Genomic DNA, 25,856 nt, shown 5'->3' with positions numbered 1-25,856 from the left:
GCGGGACATGATCTCAGATGGATCCGCTCCGCACCCAGCAGACGACTGGCTGTGACCTACGCGTGACCTGGCGGGGCCACGAAGTCGATCAGCCGTTCCACCGCGCCGATCAGCGGAGTTTCCACGTCGCGGTAACCGGACACGCCGGCGAGCACCCGCTGCCAGCCCTCGTAGGTCTCACCCCAGCCCAGCGCGTCGCAGACGCCCTGCTTCCAGTCGACGCCGCGGGGCACCGGCGGCCAGGCGGCGATGCCGACGGCGGCCGGTTTGACCGCTTCCCAGACGTCGACGTAGGGATGGCCGGTGACCAGCACGTTCGGGTCGCGGATGCTTTCGACGAGGCGGGATTCCTTGCTGCCGGGCACCAGGTGGTCCACCAGGACACCGAGCCTGCGTTGCGGGCCGGTGCGGAACTCGGCGATGCGGTCGGCCAGTACGTCGACGCCGTCGAGTGGTTCGACCACCACGCCCTCGACCCGCAGGTCGTGGCCCCACACGCGTTCGACCAGTTCGGCGTCGTGCTTGCCCTCGACCCAGATGCGCGAGTCACGGGCGGTGCGGGCACGCAGGCCCTCCACCTTCACTGATCCGGAGGCGGACAGCTTCGGGCCGCTTCGCTGCCTGGCCGGTGCCGGCACGAGGGTCACCGGTTTGCCTTCCAGCAGGAACGCGGCCGGCGCCAGCGGGAACACCCGGTGGCGGCCGTGGCGGTCTTCGAGCACGACGTTGCCGTACTCCAACCGGACCACCGCGCCGCAGAAGCCGCCGCCGGCGTCCTCCACGACCAGGCCCGGCTCGGCGGGGACCTCGGGGACGGCGCGCTTGCGTTTGCCGCTCAGGATGTCGTCGTAGGAGTGGGAGCGCACGGGCTGGACCCTACCGCCGTGACTCCCGGGAGCGTGGGAACCACGACGGCAGGGCCGGGTCTCAGTCGTCCTCGATGATGGAGAGGACGTTGCCTGCGGGGTCGGTGAACCAGGCGATCGTCGGCCCCATGCCGCGGTTGACGCCCTTGTCGTCCTGGTTCATGTGCTCGGAGTCGTAGCGCAGGAACGTCACGCCGCGCTCGATGAGCTGGTCGACGACGGCGTCCACGTCGTCCACCGGGAAGTTGAGCATGGTGTAGGTGGCCGGGGTGTGGTCCGGCTTGGTGTACATCAGGATCTCCCTGCCGCCACCGACGTGCAGGCTCATCAGGCCCCACTCCGCGTCGATGTCGGTGACCTTCAGCCCGAGGACCTCGGTGTAGAACTTCTTCGCGGCCTCGGCGTCGTTGACCGAGAAACCGTTGTAGGCCTTGCTGTTCTCCAACATGGTGCTGCTCCTTTACTTGTCGAACTCGATGACCTGCAGGTAGTTGCCGTCCGGGTCCCGCAGGGTGCTGAACACGCCGTGGTCGCGCCGGTCGAGCCGGACGACCCAGGTCACCCCCATCCGGTCGAGATGCTCGACCACGGCGCGGGCGTCGTCGACGTGGAAGTTGAGGATCACCCGCCCGGGGTGATCGTTGTGGGCCGGGACGTCGTCGCGGCCGTCGATCAGCAGGCCGCAGCCGCCGAAGTCCATCCAGCCGTACTCGTCCTCCTTCGGTGCGAACGCGCGGCGGTACCAGTCGCGCAGCCGGTCCGGGTCAGCGGTGCCCAGCATGATGCTGGCCAGCTGGTTCGGCATTGTCTTCTCCTTTCGTCGTGGTTTCGCGGAGCAGGACGGCGGCCGCCATCCCGAGAGCGGTGCAGGCGACGGCGCACAGCAGGGCGCCGAGGGACAGGCCTTCGGTGTAGGCCTGCCGTGCGGGTTCGACGAGGTGGGGGAACCGGTCGGCGGCGGCCAGGGCGGCGCCGAGTCCGTCGGTGATCTCGGCGGGGGCGTCGCCGGGAAGCGCGTCGCGGTAGACGACCGTCGACAGGCTGCCGAGTGCGGCGACACCCATGGCCAGGCTGAACTCCGTGCCGCTCTCCCACACCGAGGACGCCGAGCCCGCCTGTCGCGCCGGTACCGAGCCGACGACGATGCCCGCGCCGAGTGCGGCGGGAAGGCCGTTGCCCGCGCAGGCGATCGTCCAGCCGGTCACCAGCAGCGTCAGCCCGCCGATGTGGCCGACCTGGGTGACGACGAGGAACCCGGCGGCGGCGACGACCATGCCGCCGCCGAGGACGTAGCCGGGCCGGAACCACCTGGTCAGCATCGGGCCGGTCAGTGAGCTGGCGGTCATGGCGGCGACGGCGGGCAGCATCCACAGGGCGGCTTCGAGCGGGGTGAGTCCCTCGACCAGTTGCAGGAACTGGGTCATCAGCAGCGTCGACCCGGACAGGAACACCCCGCCGCAGACGAACAGCGCCAGCACGATGCTGAACGACCGGTTGGCGAACAGCCGCAGGTCCAGCAGCGGGGTGTCCAGGCGGCGCTGCCTGCGGACGAACGCCACGCCGAACCCGAGCCCGGCCAGTACCGACAGCAGCGGCACCGCGTCCGGGCCGTGCCGGGCGATCTCCTTGAGGCCGTGGATGAACGGCAGGATGGCCAGCAGGGACAGGCCGACGCTGGGCAGGTCCAGCGGCCCGTTCGCGGTGGTGTCGCGGTATTCGGGCAGGACGGCGGGGCCGACCAGGAGCAGCAGCACCATCACCGGGACGCCGAGCAGGAACACCGAGCCCCACCAGAAGGCTTCCAGCAGGGCGCCGCCGACGATCGGGCCCAGTGCGTTGCCGCCCATGAAGCAGCTCATCCACACCCCGACCGCCATGGCGCGTTGCCGGTCGTCCCGGAAAATCGTGCTGATCAGCGCCAGCGTCGACGGTCCGAGCGTGGCGCCCGCGATGCCCAGTGCCGCGCGGGCCAGGATCAGCATCTCCGCGCTGACGGCGAACGCGGCGACGGCGGAGGCCACGCCGAACGCGGCGGCGCCGATGAGCAGCAGCCGTCTGCGGCCGATGCGGTCGCCCAGCGAGCCCATGGTGACGAGGAATCCGGCGACCATGAAGCCGTAGATGTCGACGATCCACAGCTGTTCGGTACTGCTCGCGCCGAGGTCTGTGCTCAACGTGGGCAGCGCGAGGTACAGCACGCTGACGTCGAGCGCCAGCAGGAGCGTGGGCAGCGCCAGCACCGCCAGCCCGGTCCATTCCCGGCGTCCCGCCCGGACCTGAGGGTTCATCGGTGGCCTCCTCGGTTCGTCGTCTCAGCTGTCATGACGACGCGGGTCCGGGAAAGTCATCGGTGCCGCCGCGATCAGGCGCGGCGGGCGGACTCCAGCAGGCCGGCCGGGCGCTCGCCGCGGCGCAGGGCGGGCAGGGCGACCAGGATGGCCAGCGCACGCGACCAGCGCAGGAGGCGGTCCGGGTCGTACTCGGGCACCAGCCGGGTGACGGCCTCGACGCCCGCCTCCGGCGGTCCGCCTGCCAGGTACACCCAGTCCACCGCGTCGAACGTGGGGTCGCCGAGGCTGGGCCGGGGGTCGATGGCGACCGGGCCGCGGCCGGCGTCGAGCAGGTTGCCGGGGTGCAGGTCGCCGTGGACCAGACGGACCCGGGGCGGGTCCGCCGCCAGCCGCCACGCCGCGGCCCGGCCGCGGTCGAGCAGGTCCGCGGTCTCCGCCGGAACGCGTGGCGACGCCGCGGCACGGCGTCCTGCCAGGTCGAACATGAACTCCACCCGCTCGGTCAGCGGTTCGAAGCCGCCCGCTGGTGGCGGCGCGGAGTCGAGCTGGCGCAGCACCTCGGCGGCGCGGCCGAGTTCCCTCCACCGGGTGCCGGGGACGAGACCGTCCAGCAGGATCGCGCCGGCGTCCACGTCGGCGTCGAGCAGGTCGACCACCCGGTCGCAGCCGGCCCAGGCGTGCAGGGCCGCGGCCTCGGTGGCGGCGATGGCCGGGTCGGGGGTCAGCTTCAGCACGACCAGCCCGCCGGTCCGGTTCCGGCAGCGCAGTGTCCGGCCGGTGCCGCCGGGAACCGCCGACTCCACGGTCAGCGACCACCGCCGCAGCAGTGTCGCCACCAGATCAGGCAGCCGGTCGCACCAGTCGAGCACGCCGGGTCCGAACCGGTCGACCAGCCGCTGCCGTGCCGCGTCGTCGAGCAGGTTCACACCGGCACCCTCGCCCGGTACTGCTGCGGGCTCACGCCGTGTTCCCGTTTGAACGCCGTGCTCAACGCGAACGCGCTGCCGTAGCCGACCTGCCTGGCCACCGCGCCGAGCGTGACGTCGGGCTGGCGCAGCAGGTCGGCCGCCAGCGCCAGGCGCCAGCCGGTGAGGAACCGCATCGGCGACTCCCCGACCAGTTCGGTGAACCGCCGGGCCAGCGCGGCACGTGAGACGCCGACCTCGGCGGCGAGGTCGGCGACCGTCCACGGGCGGGCCGGATGGTGGTGCAGCCGCTTGAGCGCGGGGCCGACGACCGGGTCGCCCTGGGCGCGGTACCAGGCGGGGACCTCGGCATCCGGCCGCGCCATCCAGTTGCGCAGCACCGCGATCACCAGCAGGTCCAGCAGCCGGTCGAGGACGGCCTGCTGGCCCGGCTCGTCCTTGACGATCTCCTCGGTCAGCAGCCCGGCCAGCGGGTTGTCCCAAGCCGCCGCGCGTTGCACGACGACGGTGGGCAGGGCCGAGAGCAGCCTGCGCGGGACCTCGCCGTCGTTGGGGTAGGTGCCGGTGAGCAGCACCGTCCGCCCGTGCGGTCCGGAACCCCAGGTGCGTACGCCGAGGTCGCTGAGGGTGCGCAGCGGTTCGCCCCTGGTGTCGTGGCACTTGCCGCCGGGCAGGATCACCGCCTGCGGTTCGGTGGCCGGGTCGTCGGCGACGGTGTACGGCCGCGGGCCGCGCACGACGGCGACGTCCCCGGGGTCCAGCCGCTGCGGGGCCTCGTCGCCGGGCACGATCCAGGCCTCGCCGCGCACCGGGACGACGACGGTCAGCGGTGCCTCGTCGCGGATGCGCAGCGACCACGGCGGGTCGAGGATCGACCGCAGCAGGAACGCGCCGCGTGCCCGCGGTCCCTCCAGCAGCCCGGCCAGGACGTCCATGCCCATACCCTGCCGGGTGCTCAGAACAGGGGCCAGGGGATGGCGCGCCAGTCGTCGCCGGGCTCGGGGAACACCCGGGTGGTCAGCAGCTGCCGGGCCCGGTCGCCGACGGCCTTGATCTCGGCGCCGGTGAGGTGCTCGCCCAGCGCCTTGCCCAGCTCGCCGTCGAGCGCGGGGCCGACGCCCTGGAGCAGCTCCAGCTCGCGGTCCGGGATGGGGTCGCCGACCCAGCCCCACAGCACGGTCCGCAGCTTCGGGTCGGTGTGCAGGCAGATGCCGTGGTCGACGCCGTAGATCTGCCCGTCGGCGCCGGCCAGCACGTGGCCGCCCTTGCGGTCGGTGTTGTTCACGACGATGTCCAGCAGGGCCAGGCCGCGCACGCCGGGGTCGTCGACGTGGGCCAGCACGGCGGGTTCGCCGAGCCGGTCGTGTGCGTGCAGGACGACCCGCCAGTCGTCCGGGACGTCCTCCGGGGAGCGGATGGCGACCAGTTCGGTGTCCTCGGTCTCCACCCACAGCTGCACCATGCCCGGGCCGAACGGGCCGTCCCGCAGCACCGTGGGCGGCACCTTGCCCAGGCCGGTGGCCTCGGCGACGAGGTAGGTGGCGACCTCCCGCCCGGCCAGCGTCCCGTCGGGGAAGTCCCACAGCGGCCGCTCCCCCGCCACCGGCTTGTACACGGCGTTCGCGGTGACGCCGTCCAGTTCGACGGCGCAGAACAAGGTGACGTTGGAGGCGTCGACCAGCCGTCCTTCGACGTCGAGCCGCCCTCTGGTCACCAGTTCCAGGGCGGCCGTGGGGTCGATTCCGGCGGACACTAGTCCTCGAGGACGTCGACGTCGCGCCGGTAGCCGTTCTGCCGGGGGCAGATGTGGCCGGCCGGGTCCAGCGGCTCCCCGCACAGCGGGCACGGCTTGCGGCCGGCGTTGACGACGCGGTCGGCCCGTTCGGCGAAGGCCCGCGCGGCGGCCGGGGTCAGGAACACGCGGACGGCGTCCGGGCCCTCCTCGGTGTCGTCGAGCACGACGGTCTCGTCGACCTCGCCCTCGGTCACGGCCAGCAGTTCGATGACGACGGCGCTGCTCTCGGCGTCCCAGCCCAGGCCCATCGTGCCGACGCGGAACTCCTCCTCGACGGGCACGCTCAGCGGGTCGACGTCGACCAGGTCGTCCGGAGCGTGCTCGGGGACCTCGGCGCCGAAGCGGTTGGCGACCTCGTCCAGCAGTGAAGCCAGCCGTTCGGCCAGCACCGCGACCTGCTGTTTCTCGATCGTCACGCTGATGATGCGGACGTCCTCGGACGCTTGCAGGTAGAACGTGCGGTCGCCAGGTTCCCCGACGGTTCCCGCGACGAACCGGTCGGGCTGACGGAAGACGTGAATGACACGAGCCATGGCAGTGTCGACCCTAAGCCACGGGTCCATGATCGGCATCCGCCACCCCGCCTCAACCTGGTTAGGACTGGTTAAGCTCGCCCGATGCCGCAGATCGCTCCCTACGGAAGCTGGACATCGCCCATCAGCGCGGCCGACGTCGCCACGGCCGGGATCACGCCGCAGTGGCTGGACGTCGTCGACGGCGAACCGTGGTGGGTGGAGGCGCGGCCCGCCGAGGGCGGCCGGGTCGTGCTCGTGCGGGACGGCAAGGACGTGCTGGCGCCGCCGTGGAACGTCCGCAACCGGGTGCACGAGTACGGCGGCAGGCCGTGGACCCACACCGGGGACGCCGTGGTGTTCACCCACTGGGCCGACCAGCGCGTGTACGCGCTCGATCCGGCAGGCGGCGAGGTCCGCGCGCTGACCCCGGAGCCCGGTAAGCCACACGGGGTGCGCTACGGCGACCTGCGGCCGGGCCGGCCCGGCGAGGTGTGGGCGGTACGGGAGACCAGCACCGGCGAGCGGCGGGTCGACGTGCGCCGTGACCACGTCGCCATCCCGCTGGACGGCAGCGGGCCGGTGACGCTGGGCGCGAGCCACCACTTCCTGTCCGGGCCGCAGCTGTCCCCGGACGGCAGGCACGCCGCGTGGCTGGGCTGGGAGCACCCGGCCATGCCATGGGACGAGACCGAGCTGTGTGTCGCCGAGGTCGGTCCGGACGGCCGGTTCGGGCCGCACCGGGTGCTCGCGGGCGGGCCGGGGGTGTCGGTCTGCCAGCTGGAGTGGGACGGTCCCGGTCACCTGCTGGCGCTGCTCGACCCGGAGGGCTGGTGGAACCTGCACCGGGTGGCGCTGGACGCAACGGCGGTCAACCTGGCGCCGGTCACCGAGGAACTGGGCGGTCCGCTGTGGCGGCTGGGGGCGCGCTGGTTCGCCCCGCTCGGCGGCGGCCGCCACGCGGTGCTGCGGTCGGGCAGGCTCGCCGTGCTGGACGAGGCCACCGGCGCGGTCACCGACGTGGCGACCGAGCTGACCACCTGGTCGACGACCATCGCCGCCTACCGGGGCGGTGTCGCCGGGATCGCCGCGGGGCCACGCAGCGAACTCGCCGTCGTGTACGCCGACTTCGCCGGGGGCGGCGTCACCGAACTCGCGCCGCCTGCCGAACCGGCCGGGCTGGACCCGGCCTACCTGCCGGTGCCGGAGGTCCGCACGTTCACCACGGCGGACGGCGAGCCGGTGCCCGCCTTCCTCTACCCGCCGGCCAATCCGGACTTCACCGGCCCGGACGGGGAACGGCCGCCGTATCTGGTGCATGTGCACGGCGGGCCGACCAACCGCAACTTCCCGGTGCGCGACCTGGACTTCGCCTACTTCACCAGCCGGGGCATCGGCGTGGTCGCCGTCGACTACGGCGGTTCGGTGGGTTACGGCCGCCGGTTCCGCGAGCGGCTGCGGGAACAGTGGGGCGTGGTGGACGTCGGAGACTGCGTCGCGGTCGCCGAGCAGCTGGTGGCCGAGGGCGTGGCGGCGCCGTCGCGGCTGGCCATCCGCGGTGGCAGCGCGGGCGGCTACACCTCGGCCGCCGCGATCACCGGCACGGCGACGTTCGCGGCGGCGACGGTCAAGTTTCCGATCCTGGACCTGGCCGCGTGGACGGGCGAGGGCGGCGAGACACACGACTTCGAGTCGCAGTACCTGCACAGCCTGGTGGGACCGATCGAGCGGCATCCCGGCCGCTACCGGGACCGTTCCCCCATCCACCACGTGGACCGGCTCGACCGGCCGGTGCTGTTCCTGCAGGGCCTGGACGACGAGATCTGCCCGCCGGAGCAGGCGGACCGGTTCATCGCGGCGCTGACCGGCCGTGGCGTTCCGCACGCCTACCTCAGGTTTCCCGGCGAGCAGCACGGTTTCCGCAAGGCGACGACGGTGATCGCGGCGCTGGAGGCCGAGCTGTCTTTCTACGGCCAGGTGTTCGGGTTCGACCCGGCCGGGGTGCCGGTGCTGGAGCTGAGCCGGTGACCGGGCTGGTGCGGCCGCCGCGGCTGCGGCCGGGTGATCTGGTGGCCCTCGTCGCCCCGGCGGGGCCGGTTCCGCCGCGGCTGGTGGATCAGGCGTTGTCCACTGTGGACTCCTGGGGGCTGGAGAAGTGGGTGGGGCCGTGTGTGCGGGGGCGGCACCCCGGCTTCGGTTACCTGTCCGGCACCGACGCCGACCGAGCTGCCGAGTTCACCGAGGCGTGGCTGCGGCCGGAGGTGTCGGCGGTGCTGGCGGTCCGCGGCGGTTACGGCTGCCTGCGGATGATCGACCTGATCGACTGGGACGCGCTCGCGGCCTGCCCGCCGAAGATCCTCGGCGGGTCCAGTGACATCACCGTGCTGCACGAGGCGGTGGCCACCCGGCTGGGCCTGACCACGGTGTTCGCGCCGATGCTGAGCACCGACTTCTTCGACGACAAGGCCGCCGAGAACCTGCGGGCCACGCTGTTCGAGCCGGAGTCGACGCTGGTGCTCGCCACCGGCGAGGAACTGGTGCCGGGCACCGCGAAGGGGCCGACCGTGGGCGGCAACCTGAGCCTGCTGGCCGGCACGATCGGCGCGCCCGAGCACCGGCCCGCCGAGGGCGGCATCGCCGTGCTGGAGGACATCACCGAGGAGCCCTACCGGCTGGACCGGTTCCTCAGCCAGCTGCTGCGGTCGGGCTGGTTCGACGGCGTCGCCGGGATCGCGCTGGGAGCGTGGACCGACTGCGGCCCGCTGGACCGGGTGAAGGCGCTGATGGCGGACCGGCTGGCGCCGCTGGGTGTGCCGATCGGCTGGGACATGGGCTTCGGTCACCTGCCCGGCTCCCCCACTATCCCGCTCGGCGTGCCGGCGACGCTCGCCGGCGGGACGCTGCGCCTGGACGTACCCGCGCTGGCCCAGGTGTCGTGACTCGGCAGTCCGTCTCCACCCTCACGAGCGTCCGAACAGCGTGACCACGCTGTTCGGCGCATCCTGGCCGAAGAAGGTCTCGAGATTGTGCGCCGACTGGGCGGCGACCTCGCGGCTGCGGGGGAAAAGCCGCTTCTCGTAGGCGGCGAGCGCAGTCTCGACGTCGGAGTGCCCGGCCAGCTCACGCGCCAGGCCGGCGCCGTCGTACATGGCGAGGTTGGCACCTTCGCCCGCGAAGGGCGACATCAGGTGCGCGGCGTCGCCGACGAGCGTCACGCCCGGCACCCGGTCCCAGCTGAGCCCGGCAGGGAGCGCGTGGATCGGCCGGAGCCACGGCTCCGCGTCGCTGCCTGTCACGAACGCGGTAAGCAGCGGCGACCAGCCATCGAACTCGTGGGCGAGGCGGCGGAGACCGGCGGTCGGGTCCCCGAAGTCGATCGACCGCATCCACTCCTCGGGCTTGTTCAGCGCTACGTAACCGCGCACACCGCCGTCCGCGTCGCGGTGGACGATGATGCCCTGGCCCGGCGCGACCGCCATCAGTGTGCCGCTGCCGATCGTGGCCACGCTCGCCCGGTGGTCCCGGTCGCCCGAGGCGAGGGCGATCTCGACGAAGCAGGTGCCGCTGTAGCGCGGCTCGGCCTGGGTGAGCAGCGGCCGGACCTTCGACCAGGCGCCGTCCGCGCCGACGACGACGTCGGCGTGGACGGCAGAACCCGCCGTGAAGGTGAGGTCGAAGCCGCCCGCCGGGTGGTGCCGGAGCTCGGTGAGCTTGTGGCCCCACTGGATGGTCCCGGGGGCGAGCGAGTCGATGAGCAGGCGCCGGAGTTCGCCGCGATCCACCTCGGGGCGGGCCGAACGGGGGTCCGCGGGCCGGTCGAGCAGGATCGTGCCGTGGCGGTCGACGACGCGCTTGGCGTCCTCGCCTGGCCGGACCAGGGCGAGGAACTCGTCGTACAGGCCCGCCGCGCGGAGCGCGACCTGCCCGGTTTCTTCGTGGATGTCGAGCAGGCCGCCCTGGGCGCGTGCCGTAGCCGACGCCTCGGCCTCGTAGATCGTGGCGGCGACGCCGTGGGCTTGGAGCACCCGGGCGAGCGTCAGCCCACCCAGTCCGGCTCCGACGATGGTGACGGTCTTCTGCATGGTGCGCTCCTCGGTTGCGGTCGGCACCGGGAGCGGGCGGGACGCCCGATCTCGGCACGGAGCCGCTCACCGATCGGAACCGTCCTGCATCGATGTGTGCGCGATGTCCGGCGAGCAACGCCGCGGGACATCGTTTTTCGCGACACCACGAATCTAACCTGGCTTCGGATTCGGGGCAAACCCCCGGTTCAAGCTTTCTCCGCGGGTCAGTCTTCGACGATGACCAGGCCGGCGCTGGTGGCAAGCTGGGCCGCGACAGCCATGAGCTGCTGCGGGTCGATCTTGGCGCCCCGCAGGTTCAGCAGGCCACGGACCCGGTCAAGCGTGGATCCACGCAAGTCGCAGCCGTCGGCGACGGTTGCCTGGAAGTCGGCGCCGGTCAGGTCGCAGCCGGTGAACACGACCTTGGACAGGTCACCGGACAGCGACGCCTCCCGCAGCGAGCAGTCGTCGAGCACCAGCAGGCCGCGGACCCGCTTGACGTCGATCATCGCGTAGTCGAGCCGGCAGCCCTGCAGATAGACGTCACCGGCCAGGGCGAAGTCGCAGCGCCAGCCCACGCCCCGGCAGCGGAGGAACTCGACCCGCCGGGCGACCACCTCGGGCCAGGCCGCGTTGGACAGGTCGGTCGCCTCGAAGCGGCTGTCCTCCAGTTCCAGTTTCCCGAACCGGCTGCCGGCCAGCGACGTTCCGCCGACGATCACCTTGGCCAGCGTTCCCACCGCGTCGGGCACCTCGACGTCGGCGTGGTCGACCCGCGTGCCGTGCAGCTCGAACTCGTCGTCGAACGTCGCGGGGCCGGCGGGGAGGTCCTCGTCCAGATCGGGGCGGCGGACGCGCAGGCCCCTGTCCAGTGTGCGGGAAACCATGAGGCGCACCGTACCGGCGGCGGGGCAGACTGGGCCGCATGGGCAAGACCTACGAACGGATCACCGACCGGCTCCGCACGTTCATCGAGGAGCAGCCGGTGTTCTTCGTGGCGTCGGCCCCGCTGGCCGGCGACGGCCACGTCAACCTGTCGCCCAAGGGCCGGGCCGGGACGCTGGTCATCCTCGACGAGTACACGCTCGCCTACCTCGACTTCGGCGGCAGCCACGCGGAGACGATCGCCCACCTGCGGGAGAACGGCCGGATCACGCTGACGTGGTGTGCGTTCAGCGGTCCGCCGAAGGTGCTGCGGATCCACGGTTCCGGCGAGCCGGTGTTCCGGGACGATCCGCGGTTCACCGAGCTGCTGGCGCGGTTCGACCCGGCCGCCGACGGCGCCGGCCTGCGGGCGATCCTCCTCGTGCGTGCCGAGCGGATCAGTGACAGCTGCGGTTTCGCGGTGCCGTTCATGGACTTCCGTGCCGAGCGCACGACGCACGCCCAGTACTTCGGGCGTAAGTCCGACGAGCAGTTCCGGTCCTACTGCGAGGGCAAGGAGTTCAACACGGCCAGCATCGACGGCCTGCCCGCGTTGCCCGTTCCGATGCCGCCGCGTCCTCAGGCGTGAGCGGATCCGGCCACGGCCGGGGTGCAGGCGTCGTCGCAGCCGTCCAGCCGGCGCGGCCCCGCTCCCTGCTCGCCGAGGATGTCGTTGGGGTTGGCCAGTTTGCAGCGGTCGATCGACAGGCAGCCGCAGCCGACGCAGTCGGTGAAGTCGTCGCGTAGCTGCTGCAGGTCACGCATGCGTTGTTCCAGCCGGGCCCGCCAGCACTCGGAGATCTTCTGCCAGTCGGCGCGCGTGGGGGTCCGGTTGTCCGGCAGCAGCGCCAGGATCTCGGCGACCTCGGCGAGCGGAATGCCGACCCGGTGGGCGATGCGGATCAGCGCCACCCGCCGCAGGACGTCACGCCGGTAGCGGCGCTGGTTGCCTGCGGTGCGCCTGCTGTGGATCAGGTTCTGCCGTTCGTAGAAGTGCAGCGCGGACACAGCGACCCCGCTGCGGGCCGACACCTCACCGACCGTCAGCTCGTCCTGATCCCACCTGGGGTGCTTCACGCCATTTCACCTCACCTGACGAGACGAGTTGACCTCAAGAATAGTTGAGGTTCTACGTTCGTGCCATGGACTCCACGACAACCTCACCTGACCAGGGCGAACACGTCCCGGTCAGGGCGGGCAGGCGGGAATGGCTCGGCTTGGCCGTGCTCGCCCTGCCCACGCTGCTGATCTCCATCGACATGACCGTGCTGCACCTGGCCACCCCGCACCTGAGCGCCGACCTGCGGCCCACCAGCACCCAGTTGCTGTGGATCACCGACATCTACGGGTTCCTCATCGCCGGCTTCCTGATCACCATGGGCAACGTCGGCGACCGGATCGGCAGGCGCAGGCTGCTGCTGATCGGCGCGGCCGCGTTCGGGGTGGCCTCGGTGCTGGCCGCGTTCTCCACCAGCGCCGAGATGCTCATCGCCGCGCGGGCCGGTCTGGGGCTGGCCGGGGCGACGCTGATGCCGTCGACGCTGTCGCTGATCCGCAACATGTTCCCGGATCCCCGGCAGCGCACCACGGCCATCGGCCTGTGGATGATGAGCTTCTCCATCGGCGCCACCGCGGGCCCGCTGGTCGGCGGCGTGCTGCTGGACTTCTTCTGGTGGGGCTCGGTGTTCCTGGCGGCCGTGCCGGTGATGGTGCTGCTGGTCGTGGTCGGCCCGGTGCTGCTGCCCGAGTACCGCAGCCCGGCGCCGGACCGTCTCGACCTGGTCAGCGCCGTGCTGTCGCTGGCCGCCGTGCTCACGTTGATCTACGGCCTCAAGGAGCTGGCCGCGGGTGACGCGGGAACCGTCACGCTGGGAGCCATCGCGGTCGGCGCTGGTCTCGGGGTGGTGTTCGTGCGCAGGCAACGGCGGCTGACCACGCCGATGCTGGACCTGGCCCTGTTCCGGCAGCGGGCGTTCAGTGCGTCGCTGGGCACGTTGACCCTGGTCATCCTCGTCGGGCCGGGGCTGGGCTTCCTGCTCGGCCAGTACCTGCAGCTCGTGCTGGGGATGAGCCCGCTGGAAGCCGGGCTGTGGTCGCTGCCGGCGTCGGCCGGGATCGTCGTCGGCCTGACGCTGGTGCCGCTGGTGCTGCGCCGGGTCCGGCACGGCCTGGTCACCGGGGTGGGCCTGGCCGCCGCCGCGGCCGGGGTGTTCCTGATGGTGTTCGCCGAAGGGCCCGCGGCACTGGGGCTGCTGGTGGCCGGTCAGACGCTGTTCTTCGTCGGCGCCTCACCGATGCTGGTCGTGGGCACCGACCTGATCGTCGGCTCGGTGCCGGTGGAGCGATCCGGCGCGGCGTCCGCGCTGTCGGAGACCGCGCAGGAGTTCGGTGCCGCGCTCGGGCTGGCCGTGCTGGGCAGTGTCGCGTCGGCCGTCTACCGGGCGCAGGTCACCGTTCCCGCCGACCTGCCCGCGCACCTGGCGGTCCCCGCCCGCGACACCCTCGGCGGCGCCACCGCCGCCGCCGCGCAGCTGCCCGGGCCCGCCGCGCAGGCCCTGCTGGGTCCCGCCCAGCAGGCGTTCACCTCGGGGCTGCAGACAGCGGCCGGTGTCGCCGCTGCCGTCCTCGTCGGTGCCGCCGCGCTGGCCGCCGTCCTGTTCCGTCGTCCGACCGTCAACCAGTAGAAGGAGAATCCCCATGAGCACCGACCGGTTCCGTCTCGCAGTGATCGTCGGCAGCGTCCGCGAGGGCAGGTTCGCCCCCGTGGTGTCGACCTGGTTCACCGACCAGGCCCAGCAGCGTGCCGACCTGACCGTCGACGTGGTCGATCTGGCGGAAATCCCGTTTCCCAGCAAGGAGTTCGCCGAGCGGATCGGCGCGGCCGACGCGTTCGTCGTCATCACGCCGGAGTACAACCACGGCTACCCCGGGCCGCTGAAGACCGCCATCGACTCGCTCGGCGCGCAGTGGCAGGCCAAGCCGGTCGGGTTCGTGTCCTACGGCGGGATCTCCGGCGGCCTGCGGTCGGTGGAGCAGCTGCGGATCGTCTTCGCCGAACTGCACGCCGTCACCATCCGCGAGACGGTCAGCTTCGCCTACGCGTGGGACCAGTTCACCGACGCAGGCCAGCCACGTCAGCCCGACGCCGTCAACGCCGCGGCCACCGCACTGCTGGACCAGCTGGCCTGGTGGGCCAAGGCACTGCGCAGCGCCCGCACCGCGCGGCCGTACGCCACCGTCTAGTGTCGCGGGCATGCGGCTGGGCACGGCGGAGGCGAGGAGCCGGTTCGCCGCGGCACGGGTGGCCCGGCTGGCCACCGCCGCGGCGGACGGCACCCCGCACCTCGTGCCGGTGACCTTCGCCGTCGACGGCGACACCGTGGTGTTCGCGGTGGACCACAAACCCAAGTCCACCGCGAACCTGCGGCGGCTGGCCAACATCGAGGCCAACCCCGCGGTCAGCTTCCTCGTCGACCACTACGACGAGGACTGGACCCGGCTGTGGTGGGTGCGGGCCGACGGCACCGCCGCCGTCGAGCCGGCCGGGCCGATGGACGCGCTGGTGGCGAAGTACCCGCAGTACGCCGACCGTCCGCCGGAGGGGCCCGTGGTGGTCACCGCGGTCAGTCGCTGGAGCGGCTGGGCTTTCGCCGCCACGCACTGACCAGGCCGAGCGGGTCGGGCCGCAGCAGCGACGCGGCCGCGTACACGCTGACCGCGAACACGCCCGCCATGAACCACCAGTCGTACATGGCCTGCTCGCCGGTCGGGTAGAAGACCAGCACCAGGAACACCGACACCCCGACGACCAGCGCCAGCTGGCGACGGGTCCAGGTGAACGCCGAGAACAACACGAAACCCCAGGTCAGATACCAGGGCAGGGTCGGAGGGGCCAGCAGCGACACCGCCAGCAACGCGGCGGCGGCCCTGGCGACCGCGCCGGTGCCGCCGTGGCGGGCCTGCCACCACTGCCAGACCAGGAACACGCCCAGTGCGACCCAGCCGACCATCCGCGCGGTGGTCACGAACGGTGACGACGGGACATCGATCACGACGTGGACCAGCGTGAAGAAGAACTCGCCGACACCGGAGGGGAAGTTCAGCCAGTTGGTGATCAGCTGCGGTGCGGACAGGGCGGCGAACCAGCCCAGGTTGAACGTCCCCAGCGACACCCAGGTGCCCGCCACGAACACGACGCCGAAGATGCCGAGCGCGGGGATGACGGCACGGAAGAACCGGGGCCACAGCTTGTCCCCGGGTAGCTGGTTGGCCCACATCCATACCAGGAACGGCAGCGCGATGCCGGCGGTCGGCTTGATCAGCATGCCGATGGTGACCAGGACGATCGACACCACCGGGTGACGTTCGAGCATGGCCAGCACGCCGATGGTGAGGAAGCCGAGCATCATCAGGTCGTTGTGCGGGCCGCCGATCAGGTGAATCACCGTCATCGGGCTGGCGACCGCCAGCCACAGCGTGATCGGCAGCTTGCCGCCGAGGTGCCGGACGAGCCGGGGCAGGGCCCACAGCATGCCGCCGAGGCCGATCAGCATGACCAGCCGGGTGACGATCACGCCGGCGATCGGGTTGTTGCCGGTGAGCGCGACGACGCCCTGGGAGATGGCCAGCCAGCCCGGGCCGTACGGCGCGGGGGTGGTCTGCCAGAGCAGGTGGACGTTGTGGACGATGTCGGGCAGGACGTCCAGCTCCGCCGGCCCGGTGCCGTACGGGTCGCGGCCGTACAGCAGCTGCGCGCCCTGGCCGAGGTAGGAGAAGACGTCGCGGGTGAACAGTGGCGGCGCGATCAGCAGCGGCACCGTCCAGCACGCGGAGGCGGCCAGGACCGGGCCGCTGCCGACCAGGCCGGCGATGACGTAGCGGCCCAGCCGTACCCACGCCCACACGACCAGGGCGAACCCGATGTAGAGCAGCGCGGTGGCCAGTGCCTTGCCGTGACCGTAGCGGATGAACGACAGCGGACCGTGACCGATGACGGGGTCGCGGATCAGGATGCCTGCCGCCCCCAGCGCGGCGAGCAGGATCAGGGTGCTGCCGACCGTGCCCAGCGCGATCGTCCGGTACGGGAACCGGGCCGGGGTGAGGAAACGCGTGTCCAGCCCGCCGGGCTCGGTTCGGTTCCCGGCCGGTGCGGTCTCGCCGGCGCCGCCGGCGGAGGATTCACGCTCAGCGGCGGGATCTGCAGTGGTCGCCATACTGGGAAGCGACATTACACACCGCGCTCGGCCGGTCCGTTCGCACGTGCGCTTCTAGCCGGGGGCGCCGACGGTTCCGCCGGGGAGGGCGGCCAGCAGGGTGCGCGTGTAGTCGTGTTGCGGGTCCAGCAGGACCTGCTCCACTGAGCCGACCTCGACCAGCTTGCCGCGGTACATCACGGCGACGCGGTCGGCGATGTTCCACGCCAGCCCGAGGTCGTGCGTGATCACCAGGCCGGCCAGGCCCAGCCGGCGACGCAGCCGCAGCAGCAGGCCGAGGATCTCGCCACGCACCGACGCGTCCAGCGAGGCGACCGGCTCGTCGGCCACCAGCACGCTCGGCTCCAGCGCCAGCGCGCCGGCGATCACCACGCGTTGCCGCTGCCCGCCGGACAGCTCGTGCGGCAGCCGCGGCATGAACTTCTCCGCCGGCCGCAACTCCGCGGCCTCCAGTGCCGCCGCGACGATGGCGCGCTCGTCACCGTCCATCCCGTGGATCCGCGGGCCCTCGGCCACCGCCTCGTAGACGCTGTGCCTCGGGTTCAGCGCGCTCGTCGGGTCCTGCAGCACCAGCTGCACCCGCCTGCGGTACGCCTTGAGTCCCTCGCTGGACCGCGGCATCGGCTCGCCGTCGAACAGCACCGTGCCCGACGTGGGTTTCTGCAGGCCGAGCAGCGTGCGGGCCAGCGTGGTCTTGCCCGAGCCCGACTGGCCGACCAGTGCGACGATCTCGTCGCGGCACACCTCCAGATCCACCCCGTCGACGGCGTGCACCCGCCCGCCGGTGCGGTCACGGAAGGTCACCCGCAGGTCCTTCGCCGACAGCAGCGGGCGCCGTTCACTGGACCGCTCGGGTTCCGGCGGCAGCGGCTCGCTGGTGGCGGGGGCGAACCGCGACACCGGGTCCCCCACCGTCGGGAACGCCGCCGCCAGCGCCTTGCTGTGCGCGTGCTCGGGCTCGGTCATGACCTGCCTGCCGGGGCCCTCCTCCACGATCTCCCCGTCGTACATGACGGCGATCCGCTCACACGTGGCGGCCAGCACCGACAGGTCGTGGCTGATCAGCATCAGGCCCAGCCGGTGCTCCCGGACCAGGTTGGACAGCAGGTCCAGCACCTGTGCCTGCACGATGACGTCCAGTGCCGTGGTCGGCTCGTCGGCGAGGATGAGCCGGGGCCGGCAGGCCAGTGCCATGGCGATCATGACCCGCTGTTTCTGCCCGCCGGACAGTTCGTGCGGGTAGGCCTGCGCCTTCGACGCGGGCAGGTCCACCTGCGCGAGCAGTTCCTCGACCCGGTCGCGGACCTGCGTGTCCGTTGGCTGCTCGCCGTCGGGGGCGTGCAGCCGGATGGGTTCGGCGATCTGCGTGCCGACGCGGCGGACCGGGTTGAGCGCGTGCATCGCGCCCTGGAACACCACGGCCGCCTCCGACCAGCGCACCGCGCGCAGCCTGCCCCACTTCATCGACGTGACGTCCTCGCCGTCGAGCAGGATGCCGCCACCGATCCTGGCGGACTTGGGCAGCAGCCGCAGCACGCTCATCGCCACCGTCGACTTGCCCGACCCCGACTCCCCCGCCAGGCCCAGCGTGCCGCCCGCGGGCAGCGACAGGCTCACCCCGCGCACGGCGGGCACCTCGCCGCCGGCGGTGGTGTAGGTGACCGTCAGGTCTTTGAGTTCCAGCAATGTCTCGGTCACGACCGGCCACCCTTCAGCCGCGGGTTGAGCACCGTCTCCAGCGCCCGTCCGACGAGCGTGAAGCACAGCACGACCACCACGATCGCGATGCCGGGCGGCAGCAGGTACCACCAGGCGTTGCCGGTGATGGCGCCCGACTGCAGCGCGGTGGCCAGCATCGAGCCCCAGGACACGACGCCGGGGTCACCGACGCCGAGGAACGACAGGGTGGACTCGGCGATGATCGAGCTGCCGACCACCAGTGTCGTGTTGGCCAGCACCAGCGGCATCACCGCGGGCAGCACATGCTTGCCCAGCACGTGCAGGTGCCCGCCGCCCAGCGCCCGTGCCCGTTCGATGTAGGGCCTGCTCTCGATGGTCAGCGTCTGTGCCCGGACCAGCCGTGCGGTCGTCGGCCACGACGTGATGCCGACGGCGAGCACGATGGTCGCCAGTCCCTGCGGCAGGACACTGCTCAGCGCGATGGCCAGCACCAGCGACGGCAGCGCGAGGAAGAAGTCGGTCACCGGCAGCAGCAGCCGCGACGTCCAGCCGCCGAAGTGCGCGGTAGCCATCCCGACCAGCGTGCCGATCAGCACCGACAGGATCGTGGCCGCGAACCCGACCAGCAGTGACGCCCGCGTGCCCCAGTAGGTCATCAGCAGCACCGACCGGCCGTCGACGTCGGTGCCGAGCAGGTACTCCCCGCTGGGTGCCTGCAGCGGCAGCCCTTCGGCCTTGGTGACGTCCAGCCCAGCCGGGTCGGTGATCAGCGGCGCCAGCAGGGCCAGCAGCACGATGACCGCCAGCACCACCAGGCCGATCACGCCACCGCGGTCGGTGGTGAACTCGTGCCACACCTTCGCCGCCGCGGCCTTGCGCCGCCGCCGCGCGATCGTGCGCGCGCTTTCCACTTCGGTCACTGGACACGCACCCTCGGGTCGATCACGCGGTAGAGCACCTCGGCGATCAGGTTCATCACGATCACCGAGCCGGCCAGCACCAGGAACACGCCTTGCAGCAGCGGGAGATCCGGTCCGCGCAGCGCCTCGTAGGTCAGCTGGCCCAGTCCCGGCCAGGAGAACACGGTCTCCACCGTCACCGTGCCGGACACGACCAGGCCGAACTGCAGGAAGATCAGCGTGACCGTGGGCAGCAGCGCGTTGGGCACCGCGTGCCGCCGCCGCACCAGGTCGTCCCGCAGTCCCTTGGCCCGCGCGGTGGTGAGGTAGTCGGCGTTCATCTCCTCCAGCAGCGACGACCGCATCACCAGCATGTACTGCGCGTAGATCACCACCAGCAACGTCACCGCCGGCAGCACCAGGTGGTGCGCGACGTCGAGCCCCTGCTCGATGAACCCGGGTCCGACGTCGGGTGAGGTCATGCCGCGGCTGGGGAACAGGCCCTGCGTGGCGATCAGCAGCAGCAGGCCGAGCCAGAACTGCGGAACCGACCACAGGGTCAGCGCCAGCCCCGTCTGGACCCGGTCGAACCGGCTGCCGTGCCGCCACGCCGCCCGGACACCGAGCCACAGCCCGAGCGCGATCGCCAGCAGCGTCGCGGTGCCGACCAGCAGCACCGTCGGCCACAGCCGCTCCAGGATCAGGTCGGCCACCGGCCGGTTGAAGAACACCGAATCCTGCAGGTCACCGCGGACCAGGTGGGACAGGTAGTCGACGAACTGCTCGTGCATCGGCTTGTCCACGCCGTACTTGATCCGCAGCTCGGCGATCTGCTCGGGGGTGACCGGCCGTTCCTTGGTCTTCGTGGCGATCGGGTCGCCGGGAATCATCCGGAACAGCAGGAACCCGAGCACCACCACGGCGAACAGGCTGAGCAGGGCACCGCCGATCTTGCCTGCCAGGAACCGGCCGGTCCCGGTTCCCCGGCGCCGCTCGTCCGGATCGGGCAGGTCGGCGCCGGGGGTGCCGGAGAGAACCTCGGTCACGCGTGTGGTGCTCCCTTATTCCTTGTCCTCGTCGGCCGTCTTGCCGCGCCGCGCCAGTGCGACGCCGCCGACGACCAGCGCGATCGCCACGACCGCACCGCCACCGATCCACACCCCGACCGGGATGCCGCCGCCGCTGTCGCCGCCCTGACCGGCCGGGGTCGCGCCGTAGAAGCCCCAGTAGCCGTTCTGCTCCATGATCGAGCCCTTGCCGGCCGGCTGCTTCGGGAAGTCGCTGAACCGGTCGCTGCGGTAGGCCTCGAGCACGTTCTTGTAGTCCAGCACCAGGCTGGGCGCCTGGTCGTAGTGCCGTGCCTGTGCCCGCTTCACTGCCTCGGCCCGCTGGCCCTGGTCCAGCAGCGCCGCCTGCTCGCCGTAGAGCCGGTCGTACTCGGGGTCGCAGAAGAACGACGCGGAGCTGGTGCTGCCCGCGCTGGCCGGCAGCAGGCCGCAGGTGTGCTTGGACAGGATGTAGTCGGGGTCGGGGTTGGTGCCCCAGCCGGAGATCGCCAGGTCGTAGGTGCCAGCCGAGGTGGACGCGTCGACCTCGTTGTCGGAGACCAGCTTCTTCTCCACCGCGATGCCGACCTCGCGCAGCCAGCCGGTGATGTACTCGGCGACCCGCTGGTCGTAGTCCCGGCTGGCGTGCCCGACCAGCCGCAGCTGCAGCCGTCCACCGGGGCCGGAGCGGACGCCGTCGGCACCCCTGGGGTAGCCGGCCTGGTCCAACGCGGCGTTGGCGGCGGCCAGGTCGAACGTGTACTTCTCGTTCGGGCCGGGCTCGTAGTGGTAGGTCTTGAACAGCGGCGGCACGATCCCGCCTGGTGCCTCGCCGAACCCGCCCAGCACCTTGTCGATGATGACCTGCGGGTCGATCGCCCTGGCGATGGCCTTGCGGACGCGGACGTCCTTGAGCGCGGCGTGACCGTCACCGATCGGCTGCCGCTGGGCGTTCTGCGCGCCGGGGTTGATCAGCAGCTCGTCGTAGCGGCGGCCCGCGGCGTTGTTGGTGGTGATGTTGGCCTGACCCTGCAGGGCGTTGAACTGGGTCGGGGTGAGCCGGTTGATCAGGTCGACCTCACCGTTGCGCAGGGCGCTGACCGCGGCGTCGGCGTTGTCGAAGCGCAGGAACTGCAGCTCGTCGACCTTGGACTTGCCACGCCAGTAGTCCGGGTTGGCCTTGAGCCGGACCAGCTCGTTGACCCGGTACTCGGTGATGATGAACGGGCCCGAGCCGACGCCGACCTTGGCGATCGTGTCGGTTTCCGGCGCCGCGATGTCCTTGACCGGGCCCCAGATGTGCTCGGGCACGATCGGCACGTCCAGCGCGGTCATGCTGGCCTGCGGCTTCTTCAGCTTGATGGTCAGCGTCTTCGGGTCGGTGGCGGTGACCGTCTCGAAGTTCTCCACGAAGTTGCCGTTGGCCTCGGCCGCCGCGTCGTCGTTCATGATCTTGTTGAACGTGAACGCGGCGTCGTTGGCGGTCAGCGGCTTGCCGTCCGACCACTTCATGTCCCGGATGGTGAAGGTCCAGGTCAGGCCGTCCGCCGAGGGCTGCCACTTCTCCGCGACACCCGGGGTGGGGGTGGCGTCCTCGGCCGAGGGCAGCGACAGGAACTCCCAGGACAGGCGGCCGATCATCGACGAGGAGGCGAAGCTGGCCAGGAAGGGGTTCAGGTGGTCGATGTCCTGGACGAGCGCCACACGCAGCACCGTGGGCTGCTGCTCCTGGGCCTGCGCGGGCGCGGCCACGAACGGGCCTGCCGCCAGCATCGCGCTCACGCCGATCGCCGCAGCTCTGCGGCCTGCCCGCCAACGGCTCAAACGCACCATGGTTCCCCAATCAATCGTCCACCAGCTGACACCGTCCCGAACCCCCGAAAGCCGAAAAGTAACCACTTGTGACGACCCGGTGTCAACGATTGCCCTACGTTAATGCCAAGCCGTAACTTAGCCCGCTACGGTGTGGCCCATGCGGATCATGATCTCGGCGGACATGGAGGGCGCCACCGGCGTCACCTGGACCGACGACGTGGTGCCGGGAACCGAGCAGTGGCAACGGTTCCGGACCCTGTTCACCGGTGACGTCAACGCGGCGGTCGCCGGTCTGCACGACGGCGGCGCCACCGACGTCCTGGTGAACGAGGCCCACTCCTCACAGCGCAACCTGCTGCTCGAACAGCTGGATCCGCGGGCCCGGATGCTCACCGGGCGTCACAAGCCGCTGTCGATGATGCAGGGCATCGACTCCGGTCCCGCCGGCGTGGTGTTCCTCGGCTACCACGCCGGGGCGGGCGCCGACGGCGTCCTGTCGCACACCTACCTGGAAAACCAGATCACCGGCGTGTGGCTGGACGGGGTCGCGGCCAGCGAGGGCAGGCTCAACGCGGCGCTGGCCGCCGAGTACGGCGTCCCGGTGCTGCTGGTCACCGGCGACGACAAGACCTGCGAGGACGCCGCCGACTACGCCCCCGGCGCCGAACTGGTGGCGGTCAAGGAGTGCGTCAGCCGTTACGCCGCGATCTGCCTGCCCCCCTCGCGGGCGGCCGAGCTGCTGACCAGCGCCGCGGCCAGGGCGATGACGCGAGCCGGTGCCGTCGAGCCCGCGCCGGGCGCGCACCGGATCGAGGTGGAGTTCGACGCCAGCCACCTCGCCCAGGCCGCCGCGGTCATCCCCACGGTCGACCAGGTCGGGGTCCGGCGGGTCGGGTTCGACGCGCCCAACATGACCGAGGCGATGAAGGCGTTCAAGGTGGTCACGGCGATCGCGGCGGGAGCGGTGCAGGGGAAATATGGCTGATCAGACGGACGTCGTCGAGCTGTGCTCGACGCTGGTGCGGTTCGACACCACCAACCGGGGCAACGGTGACGCCGTCGGCGAGCGGAAGGCTGCCGAGTACGTCGCGGGCCTGCTCACCGACGCGGGACTGGCGCCGCGGATCTTCGAGCTGGAGCCGGGCCGGTCCAATGTGGTCGCCCGCTGGCCCGGGTCGGACCCCACCCTGCCCGCGCTGCTCGTCCAGGGCCACCTGGACGTGGTCCCGGCCGACGCGGCCGACTGGACGCTGCCGCCGTTCTCCGGGGAGGTCCAGGACGGATTCCTCTGGGGCAGGGGCACCGTCGACATGAAGGACTTCTGCGCGATGGTGCTGGCCATCGTCGCCGATTTCGCCCGCACCGGCAGGCGGCCGCGCCGGGATGTGGTCCTGGCGTTCGTCGCCGACGAGGAGGACCGCGGGGACCTGGGCGCGCACTGGCTGGTGGCCGAGCACCCGGAGCTGTTCGACGGCTGCGTGGCCGCGATCAGCGAGTCCGGCGGCTACACCTACCACGTTCCCGCCGCCGACGGCACGATGGTGCGGCTCTACCCGGTGGGCACGGCCGAGCGGGGCACCGCCCACCTCAAGCTCACCGCACGCGGGCGCGCCGGTCACGGTTCGCGCCGCAACGAGGAGAACGCCGTCACGCGGCTGGTGCGGGCGCTGACCCGCATCGCCGACCACCGCTGGCCGGTGGTGCTGACGCCGACCGTGCAGGCGTTCCTGGAGCGGACCGGCAAGGCGCTCGGGGTGCACGTGGACCTGTCCGATGTGGACGGCACGCTGGCCCGGCTGGGTCCCGCGGCGGGCCTGGTGGAGTCCACCGTCCGCAACAGCACCACCCCCACCATGCTCGACGCCGGCTACAAGGTGAACGTCATCCCGAGCGTGGCGACCGCGCAGATCGACACCCGGACACTGCCCGGAACCCAGGACGAGCTGTTGTCCGAGGTGGACCGTCTGCTGGGGCCGGACGTCGAACGGGAGTTCGTGGCCAACCAGCCCGCGGTGCAGGCCGAGGTCGACTCGCCGTGGTTCGACGCGATGGCGGCGGCGCTGCGTGCGGAGGACCCGGAGGCGGTGGTGGTGCCGTACTGCATGGGCGGCGGCACCGACGCCAAGGCGTTCGCCAAGCTGGGCATCCAGTGCTACGGCTTCGCTCCCCTGCTGCTCCCGCGCGGGTTTCCGTACCGGGCGATGGCCCACGGCGTGGACGAGCGGGTGCCGGTGGAAGGCCTGCGCTTCGGACAGCGGGTGCTGGAGCGGTTCCTGCTCGGCTGACAGTCGTTGCGCGAAACGGCATTTTATGCCCTGCCGCGGAGGCGGCTAGCGTCGGATTCATGGAATGGAGCTTTCGGCCTGCCGAGGAACTGTCGGCGGCGTTGCGTGCCGGCGAAGTGACCTCGGTGGAACTGACCGATGCGGCAATTGCCCGAATCGAGCGCGACGACAAGGCGATCAACGCCATCTGCGTGCCGGACTTCGACCGTGCGCGGGACGCCGCGCAGGAGGCCGACCGGGCACGTGCCCGCGGTGAGGCTGCTCCGCTGCTCGGGATTCCGGTGACCGTCAAGGAGTCCTACAACATGGCTGGGCTGCCAACGACCTGGGGCATGCCCCAACATCGGGACTATGTGCCTGCCGCGGACGCGGTACAGGTGTCGCGGCTCAAAACCGCTGGCGCGGTGGTGCTGGGTAAGACCAACGTGCCCGTGGGGCTGCAGGACATCCAGAGTTTCAACGAGATCTACGGCACCACCAACAATCCGTGGGATCACGATCGCACGTCGGGTGGGTCCTCCGGCGGATCGGCGGCGGCCCTGGCGTCGGGATTCGGTGCGTTGTCCATCGGCTCCGACCTCGCCGGTTCGCTACGCACCCCCGCGCATTTCTGCGGCATCTACGCGCACAAGCCGACGCTCGGACTGGTGCCGACCCGCGGCATGGTCGTGCCGCCGTCGCCCGCACTGCCGGTCGACCTCGACCTGGCCGTCGCCGGTCCGATGGCGCGCACCGCCCGCGACCTCACGCTTCTGCTCGACGTCATGGCCGGGCCGGACCCGCTGACGCACGGCAAGGCGTACCGGTTGACGCTGCCGCCCGCGCGCCACGATCGGCTCGGCGACTTCCGGGTCCTGGTCCTCGACGAGCATCCGCTCCTCCCGACCGGGTCCGCTGTGCGGGCGGGCGTGAACAGGGTGGCAGGCGCCCTTGCCGACGCCGGCGCCCGCGTCGAGCGGCACAGTCGGCTGCTGCCCGACCTGGCCGAGGTCGCGACGCTCTACATGCAGTTGCTGTTCTCGGGTTTCGTCGCGCGCTTCCCCGTCGAAGCGTACGAGCAGCTGCGGACTCGCGCCGCCGGACTGAGCGCGGAGGACCAGAGCCTTGACGCGGCGCGGCTGCGCGCGATGGTGTTCAGCCACCGTGACTGGCTCAAGGTGGACAGCCAGCGCGAGCTCTACCGCCACCGCTGGCGGCAGTTCTTCACCGAGTTCGACGTCGTGGTGTGCCCGATCACGCCGACCCCCGCGTTTCCCCACGACCACACCCCCAGTCCGCTGGAACGCCGGATCGACATCGACGGTGCCGAGCACCCGTACTTCGACCAGCTCGTCTGGGCGGGCCTGGCCACCATGCCCGGCCTGCCCGCCACCGCCGTACCGGCGGGCCGGTCCCCCGAGGGCCTGCCGATGGGCGTGCAGCTCATCGGCCCGATGTTCGAGGACCGTACCCCGCTGCGGCTGGCCGAGCTGCTCGAGCGGACGATCGGCGGTTTCCAGGCGCCGGAATAGGGACCCGCGCCCGGGTTAGGCGCTACCTC

Annotated in this window: 25 protein-coding genes; 9 read left to right on the top strand and 16 right to left on the bottom strand. The window is 71.6% G+C overall.

The genetic code is table 11. The features are described from left to right. Positions 1-56: 56 nt before the first annotated feature. From EWH70_RS02815 to EWH70_RS02780, 8 genes are all read right to left on the bottom strand, one after another. On the bottom strand, positions 57-866 hold the full coding sequence (locus EWH70_RS02815) for a DUF3097 domain-containing protein (RefSeq protein WP_130473583.1): 810 nt from the start codon (positions 864-866) through the stop codon (positions 57-59). Between the two features lie 61 nt (positions 867-927). Continuing rightward, positions 928-1,314, bottom strand: a complete 387-nt coding sequence (locus EWH70_RS02810) for a VOC family protein (protein WP_130473582.1) — start codon at positions 1,312-1,314, stop codon at positions 928-930. Positions 1,315-1,326: 12 nt separating this feature from the next. Continuing rightward, complete coding sequence (locus EWH70_RS02805) at positions 1,327-1,671, bottom strand: VOC family protein (protein ID WP_130473581.1); 345 nt, start codon at positions 1,669-1,671, stop codon at positions 1,327-1,329. Beyond that, complete coding sequence (locus EWH70_RS02800) at positions 1,631-3,154, bottom strand: MFS transporter (protein ID WP_130473580.1); 1,524 nt, start codon at positions 3,152-3,154, stop codon at positions 1,631-1,633. Before EWH70_RS02800 ends, EWH70_RS02805 begins: the two co-directional genes overlap by 41 nt. 74 nt (positions 3,155-3,228) lie before the next feature. Further along, positions 3,229-4,083 (bottom strand): aminoglycoside phosphotransferase family protein, encoded by an 855-nt coding sequence (locus EWH70_RS02795; RefSeq protein ID WP_130473579.1) that lies wholly within the window; start codon positions 4,081-4,083, stop codon positions 3,229-3,231. Further along, positions 4,080-5,018: an AraC family transcriptional regulator gene (locus EWH70_RS02790; RefSeq protein WP_130473578.1), complete on the bottom strand. Its 939-nt coding sequence runs from the start codon at positions 5,016-5,018 to the stop codon at positions 4,080-4,082. The genes EWH70_RS02795 and EWH70_RS02790 overlap by 4 nt, the downstream gene beginning before the upstream one ends. A 20-nt stretch (positions 5,019-5,038) precedes the next feature. Continuing rightward, complete coding sequence (locus tag EWH70_RS02785) at positions 5,039-5,836, bottom strand: SCO1664 family protein (protein ID WP_240686754.1); 798 nt, start codon at positions 5,834-5,836, stop codon at positions 5,039-5,041. Continuing rightward, positions 5,836-6,411 (bottom strand): DUF3090 domain-containing protein, encoded by a 576-nt coding sequence (locus EWH70_RS02780; protein ID WP_130473577.1) that lies wholly within the window; start codon positions 6,409-6,411, stop codon positions 5,836-5,838. The genes EWH70_RS02785 and EWH70_RS02780 overlap by 1 nt, the downstream gene beginning before the upstream one ends. An 84-nt stretch (positions 6,412-6,495) precedes the next feature. Between EWH70_RS02780 and EWH70_RS02775 the strand changes: the two genes are divergently transcribed. Further along, a complete protein-coding gene (locus EWH70_RS02775) occupies positions 6,496-8,418 on the top strand; it encodes an alpha/beta hydrolase family protein (RefSeq protein ID WP_130473576.1) in 1,923 nt (640 codons plus the stop codon). A gap of 8 nt (positions 8,419-8,426) precedes the next feature. Beyond that, positions 8,427-9,329, top strand: coding sequence for a S66 peptidase family protein (locus tag EWH70_RS02770; protein ID WP_130473713.1), 903 nt, complete (start codon positions 8,427-8,429; stop codon positions 9,327-9,329). Between the two features lie 21 nt (positions 9,330-9,350). Here EWH70_RS02770 and EWH70_RS02765 read toward each other — a convergent pair whose 3' ends face one another. Continuing rightward, positions 9,351-10,472, bottom strand: coding sequence for an FAD-dependent oxidoreductase (locus tag EWH70_RS02765; protein ID WP_130473575.1), 1,122 nt, complete (start codon positions 10,470-10,472; stop codon positions 9,351-9,353). Positions 10,473-10,678: 206 nt separating this feature from the next. Next, positions 10,679-11,341: a pentapeptide repeat-containing protein gene (locus tag EWH70_RS02760; RefSeq protein ID WP_130473574.1), complete on the bottom strand. Its 663-nt coding sequence runs from the start codon at positions 11,339-11,341 to the stop codon at positions 10,679-10,681. 38 nt (positions 11,342-11,379) lie between these two features. On the opposite strand from EWH70_RS02760, the gene EWH70_RS02755 reads away from it, so the two are divergent. Beyond that, on the top strand, positions 11,380-11,967 hold the full coding sequence (locus EWH70_RS02755; protein ID WP_130473573.1) for a pyridoxamine 5'-phosphate oxidase family protein: 588 nt from the start codon (positions 11,380-11,382) through the stop codon (positions 11,965-11,967). Here the strand turns inward: EWH70_RS02755 and soxR are convergent. Further along, positions 11,958-12,455, bottom strand: a complete 498-nt coding sequence (gene soxR, locus EWH70_RS02750; protein WP_130473572.1) for a redox-sensitive transcriptional activator SoxR — start codon at positions 12,453-12,455, stop codon at positions 11,958-11,960. The genes EWH70_RS02755 and soxR overlap by 10 nt on opposite strands. 65 nt (positions 12,456-12,520) lie before the next feature. On the opposite strand from soxR, the gene EWH70_RS02745 reads away from it, so the two are divergent. From EWH70_RS02745 to EWH70_RS02735, 3 genes are read left to right on the top strand one after another with little or no spacing between them, the layout of a single operon-like run. Further along, positions 12,521-14,062: an MFS transporter gene (locus EWH70_RS02745; RefSeq protein WP_130473571.1), complete on the top strand. Its 1,542-nt coding sequence runs from the start codon at positions 12,521-12,523 to the stop codon at positions 14,060-14,062. A gap of 13 nt (positions 14,063-14,075) precedes the next feature. Next, positions 14,076-14,621: an NADPH-dependent FMN reductase gene (locus EWH70_RS02740; RefSeq protein WP_130473570.1), complete on the top strand. Its 546-nt coding sequence runs from the start codon at positions 14,076-14,078 to the stop codon at positions 14,619-14,621. A gap of 10 nt (positions 14,622-14,631) precedes the next feature. Next, positions 14,632-15,042: a TIGR03668 family PPOX class F420-dependent oxidoreductase gene (locus tag EWH70_RS02735; protein WP_130473569.1), complete on the top strand. Its 411-nt coding sequence runs from the start codon at positions 14,632-14,634 to the stop codon at positions 15,040-15,042. On the opposite strand, the gene mptB is transcribed toward EWH70_RS02735, so the two are convergent. Genes mptB through EWH70_RS02710 form a run of 5 tightly spaced genes read right to left on the bottom strand, consistent with a single transcriptional unit; the run spans position 15,002 to position 21,989 of the window. After that, entirely contained in the window at positions 15,002-16,591 is a 1,590-nt protein-coding gene (gene mptB, locus EWH70_RS02730; RefSeq protein ID WP_130473568.1) for a polyprenol phosphomannose-dependent alpha 1,6 mannosyltransferase MptB, read from the bottom strand. The two genes, EWH70_RS02735 and mptB, sit on opposite strands and share 41 nt — an antisense overlap. Positions 16,592-16,645: 54 nt before the next feature. Further along, on the bottom strand, positions 16,646-18,289 hold the full coding sequence (gene nikE / locus EWH70_RS02725; protein ID WP_130473567.1) for a nickel ABC transporter ATP-binding protein NikE: 1,644 nt from the start codon (positions 18,287-18,289) through the stop codon (positions 16,646-16,648). Further along, positions 18,286-19,191 carry an ABC transporter permease gene (locus EWH70_RS02720; RefSeq protein ID WP_130473566.1) on the bottom strand — a complete coding sequence of 302 codons (906 nt, stop codon included), beginning with the start codon at positions 19,189-19,191 and terminating at the stop codon, positions 18,286-18,288. The genes nikE and EWH70_RS02720 overlap by 4 nt, the downstream gene beginning before the upstream one ends. Beyond that, positions 19,188-20,216 (bottom strand): ABC transporter permease, encoded by a 1,029-nt coding sequence (locus tag EWH70_RS02715; RefSeq protein ID WP_130473565.1) that lies wholly within the window; start codon positions 20,214-20,216, stop codon positions 19,188-19,190. The genes EWH70_RS02720 and EWH70_RS02715 overlap by 4 nt, the downstream gene beginning before the upstream one ends. Before the next feature lie 15 nt (positions 20,217-20,231). Further along, positions 20,232-21,989 (bottom strand): ABC transporter substrate-binding protein, encoded by a 1,758-nt coding sequence (locus tag EWH70_RS02710; RefSeq protein ID WP_240686770.1) that lies wholly within the window; start codon positions 21,987-21,989, stop codon positions 20,232-20,234. A 199-nt stretch (positions 21,990-22,188) separates the two neighbouring features. Here EWH70_RS02710 and EWH70_RS02705 point away from each other — a divergent pair, with 199 nt between their 5' ends. Genes EWH70_RS02705 through EWH70_RS02695 form a run of 3 tightly spaced genes read left to right on the top strand, consistent with a single transcriptional unit; the run spans position 22,189 to position 25,827 of the window. Next, the gene (locus tag EWH70_RS02705) at positions 22,189-23,016 is read left to right on the top strand and encodes a M55 family metallopeptidase (protein WP_130473563.1); all 828 of its coding nucleotides are present in this window, start codon (positions 22,189-22,191) and stop codon (positions 23,014-23,016) included. Continuing rightward, positions 23,009-24,316, top strand: coding sequence for a M20/M25/M40 family metallo-hydrolase (locus EWH70_RS02700; RefSeq protein ID WP_130473562.1), 1,308 nt, complete (start codon positions 23,009-23,011; stop codon positions 24,314-24,316). Before EWH70_RS02705 ends, EWH70_RS02700 begins: the two co-directional genes overlap by 8 nt. A 59-nt stretch (positions 24,317-24,375) precedes the next feature. Then, complete coding sequence (locus EWH70_RS02695) at positions 24,376-25,827, top strand: amidase (protein WP_130473561.1); 1,452 nt, start codon at positions 24,376-24,378, stop codon at positions 25,825-25,827. The last annotated feature ends 29 nt before the right edge of the window (positions 25,828-25,856 follow it).

Origin of the sequence: Amycolatopsis suaedae (assembly GCF_004214935.1) — a bacterium.
Classification (GTDB): domain Bacteria; phylum Actinomycetota; class Actinomycetes; order Mycobacteriales; family Pseudonocardiaceae; genus Amycolatopsis; species Amycolatopsis suaedae.
The sequence above is the reverse complement of the archived record's forward strand: the minus strand, read 5'-3'. Positions and strand labels throughout refer to the sequence as shown.

What these genes read in the sequence shown, in the direction of transcription:
- EWH70_RS02810 (WP_130473582.1), bottom strand. Translation starts at nt 1,314, where the DNA reads ATGTTGGAGAACAGCAAGGCCTACAACGGTTTCTCGGTCAACGACGCC.
- EWH70_RS02805 (WP_130473581.1), bottom strand. Translation starts at nt 1,671, where the DNA reads ATGCCGAACCAGCTGGCCAGCATCATGCTGGGCACCGCTGACCCGGAC.
- EWH70_RS02800 (WP_130473580.1), bottom strand. Translation starts at nt 3,154, where the DNA reads ATGAACCCTCAGGTCCGGGCGGGACGCCGGGAATGGACCGGGCTGGCG.
- EWH70_RS02790 (WP_130473578.1), bottom strand. Translation starts at nt 5,018, where the DNA reads ATGGACGTCCTGGCCGGGCTGCTGGAGGGACCGCGGGCACGCGGCGCG.
- EWH70_RS02780 (WP_130473577.1), bottom strand. Translation starts at nt 6,411, where the DNA reads ATGGCTCGTGTCATTCACGTCTTCCGTCAGCCCGACCGGTTCGTCGCG.
- EWH70_RS02775 (WP_130473576.1), top strand. Translation starts at nt 6,496, where the DNA reads ATGCCGCAGATCGCTCCCTACGGAAGCTGGACATCGCCCATCAGCGCG.
- EWH70_RS02765 (WP_130473575.1), bottom strand. Translation starts at nt 10,472, where the DNA reads ATGCAGAAGACCGTCACCATCGTCGGAGCCGGACTGGGTGGGCTGACG.
- EWH70_RS02760 (WP_130473574.1), bottom strand. Translation starts at nt 11,341, where the DNA reads ATGGTTTCCCGCACACTGGACAGGGGCCTGCGCGTCCGCCGCCCCGAT.
- EWH70_RS02755 (WP_130473573.1), top strand. Translation starts at nt 11,380, where the DNA reads ATGGGCAAGACCTACGAACGGATCACCGACCGGCTCCGCACGTTCATC.
- EWH70_RS02745 (WP_130473571.1), top strand. Translation starts at nt 12,521, where the DNA reads ATGGACTCCACGACAACCTCACCTGACCAGGGCGAACACGTCCCGGTC.
- EWH70_RS02740 (WP_130473570.1), top strand. Translation starts at nt 14,076, where the DNA reads ATGAGCACCGACCGGTTCCGTCTCGCAGTGATCGTCGGCAGCGTCCGC.
- EWH70_RS02735 (WP_130473569.1), top strand. Translation starts at nt 14,632, where the DNA reads ATGCGGCTGGGCACGGCGGAGGCGAGGAGCCGGTTCGCCGCGGCACGG.
- mptB (WP_130473568.1), bottom strand. Translation starts at nt 16,591, where the DNA reads ATGGCGACCACTGCAGATCCCGCCGCTGAGCGTGAATCCTCCGCCGGC.
- EWH70_RS02710 (WP_240686770.1), bottom strand. Translation starts at nt 21,989, where the DNA reads ATGCTGGCGGCAGGCCCGTTCGTGGCCGCGCCCGCGCAGGCCCAGGAG.
- EWH70_RS02705 (WP_130473563.1), top strand. Translation starts at nt 22,189, where the DNA reads ATGCGGATCATGATCTCGGCGGACATGGAGGGCGCCACCGGCGTCACC.
- EWH70_RS02700 (WP_130473562.1), top strand. Translation starts at nt 23,009, where the DNA reads ATGGCTGATCAGACGGACGTCGTCGAGCTGTGCTCGACGCTGGTGCGG.
- EWH70_RS02695 (WP_130473561.1), top strand. Translation starts at nt 24,376, where the DNA reads ATGGAATGGAGCTTTCGGCCTGCCGAGGAACTGTCGGCGGCGTTGCGT.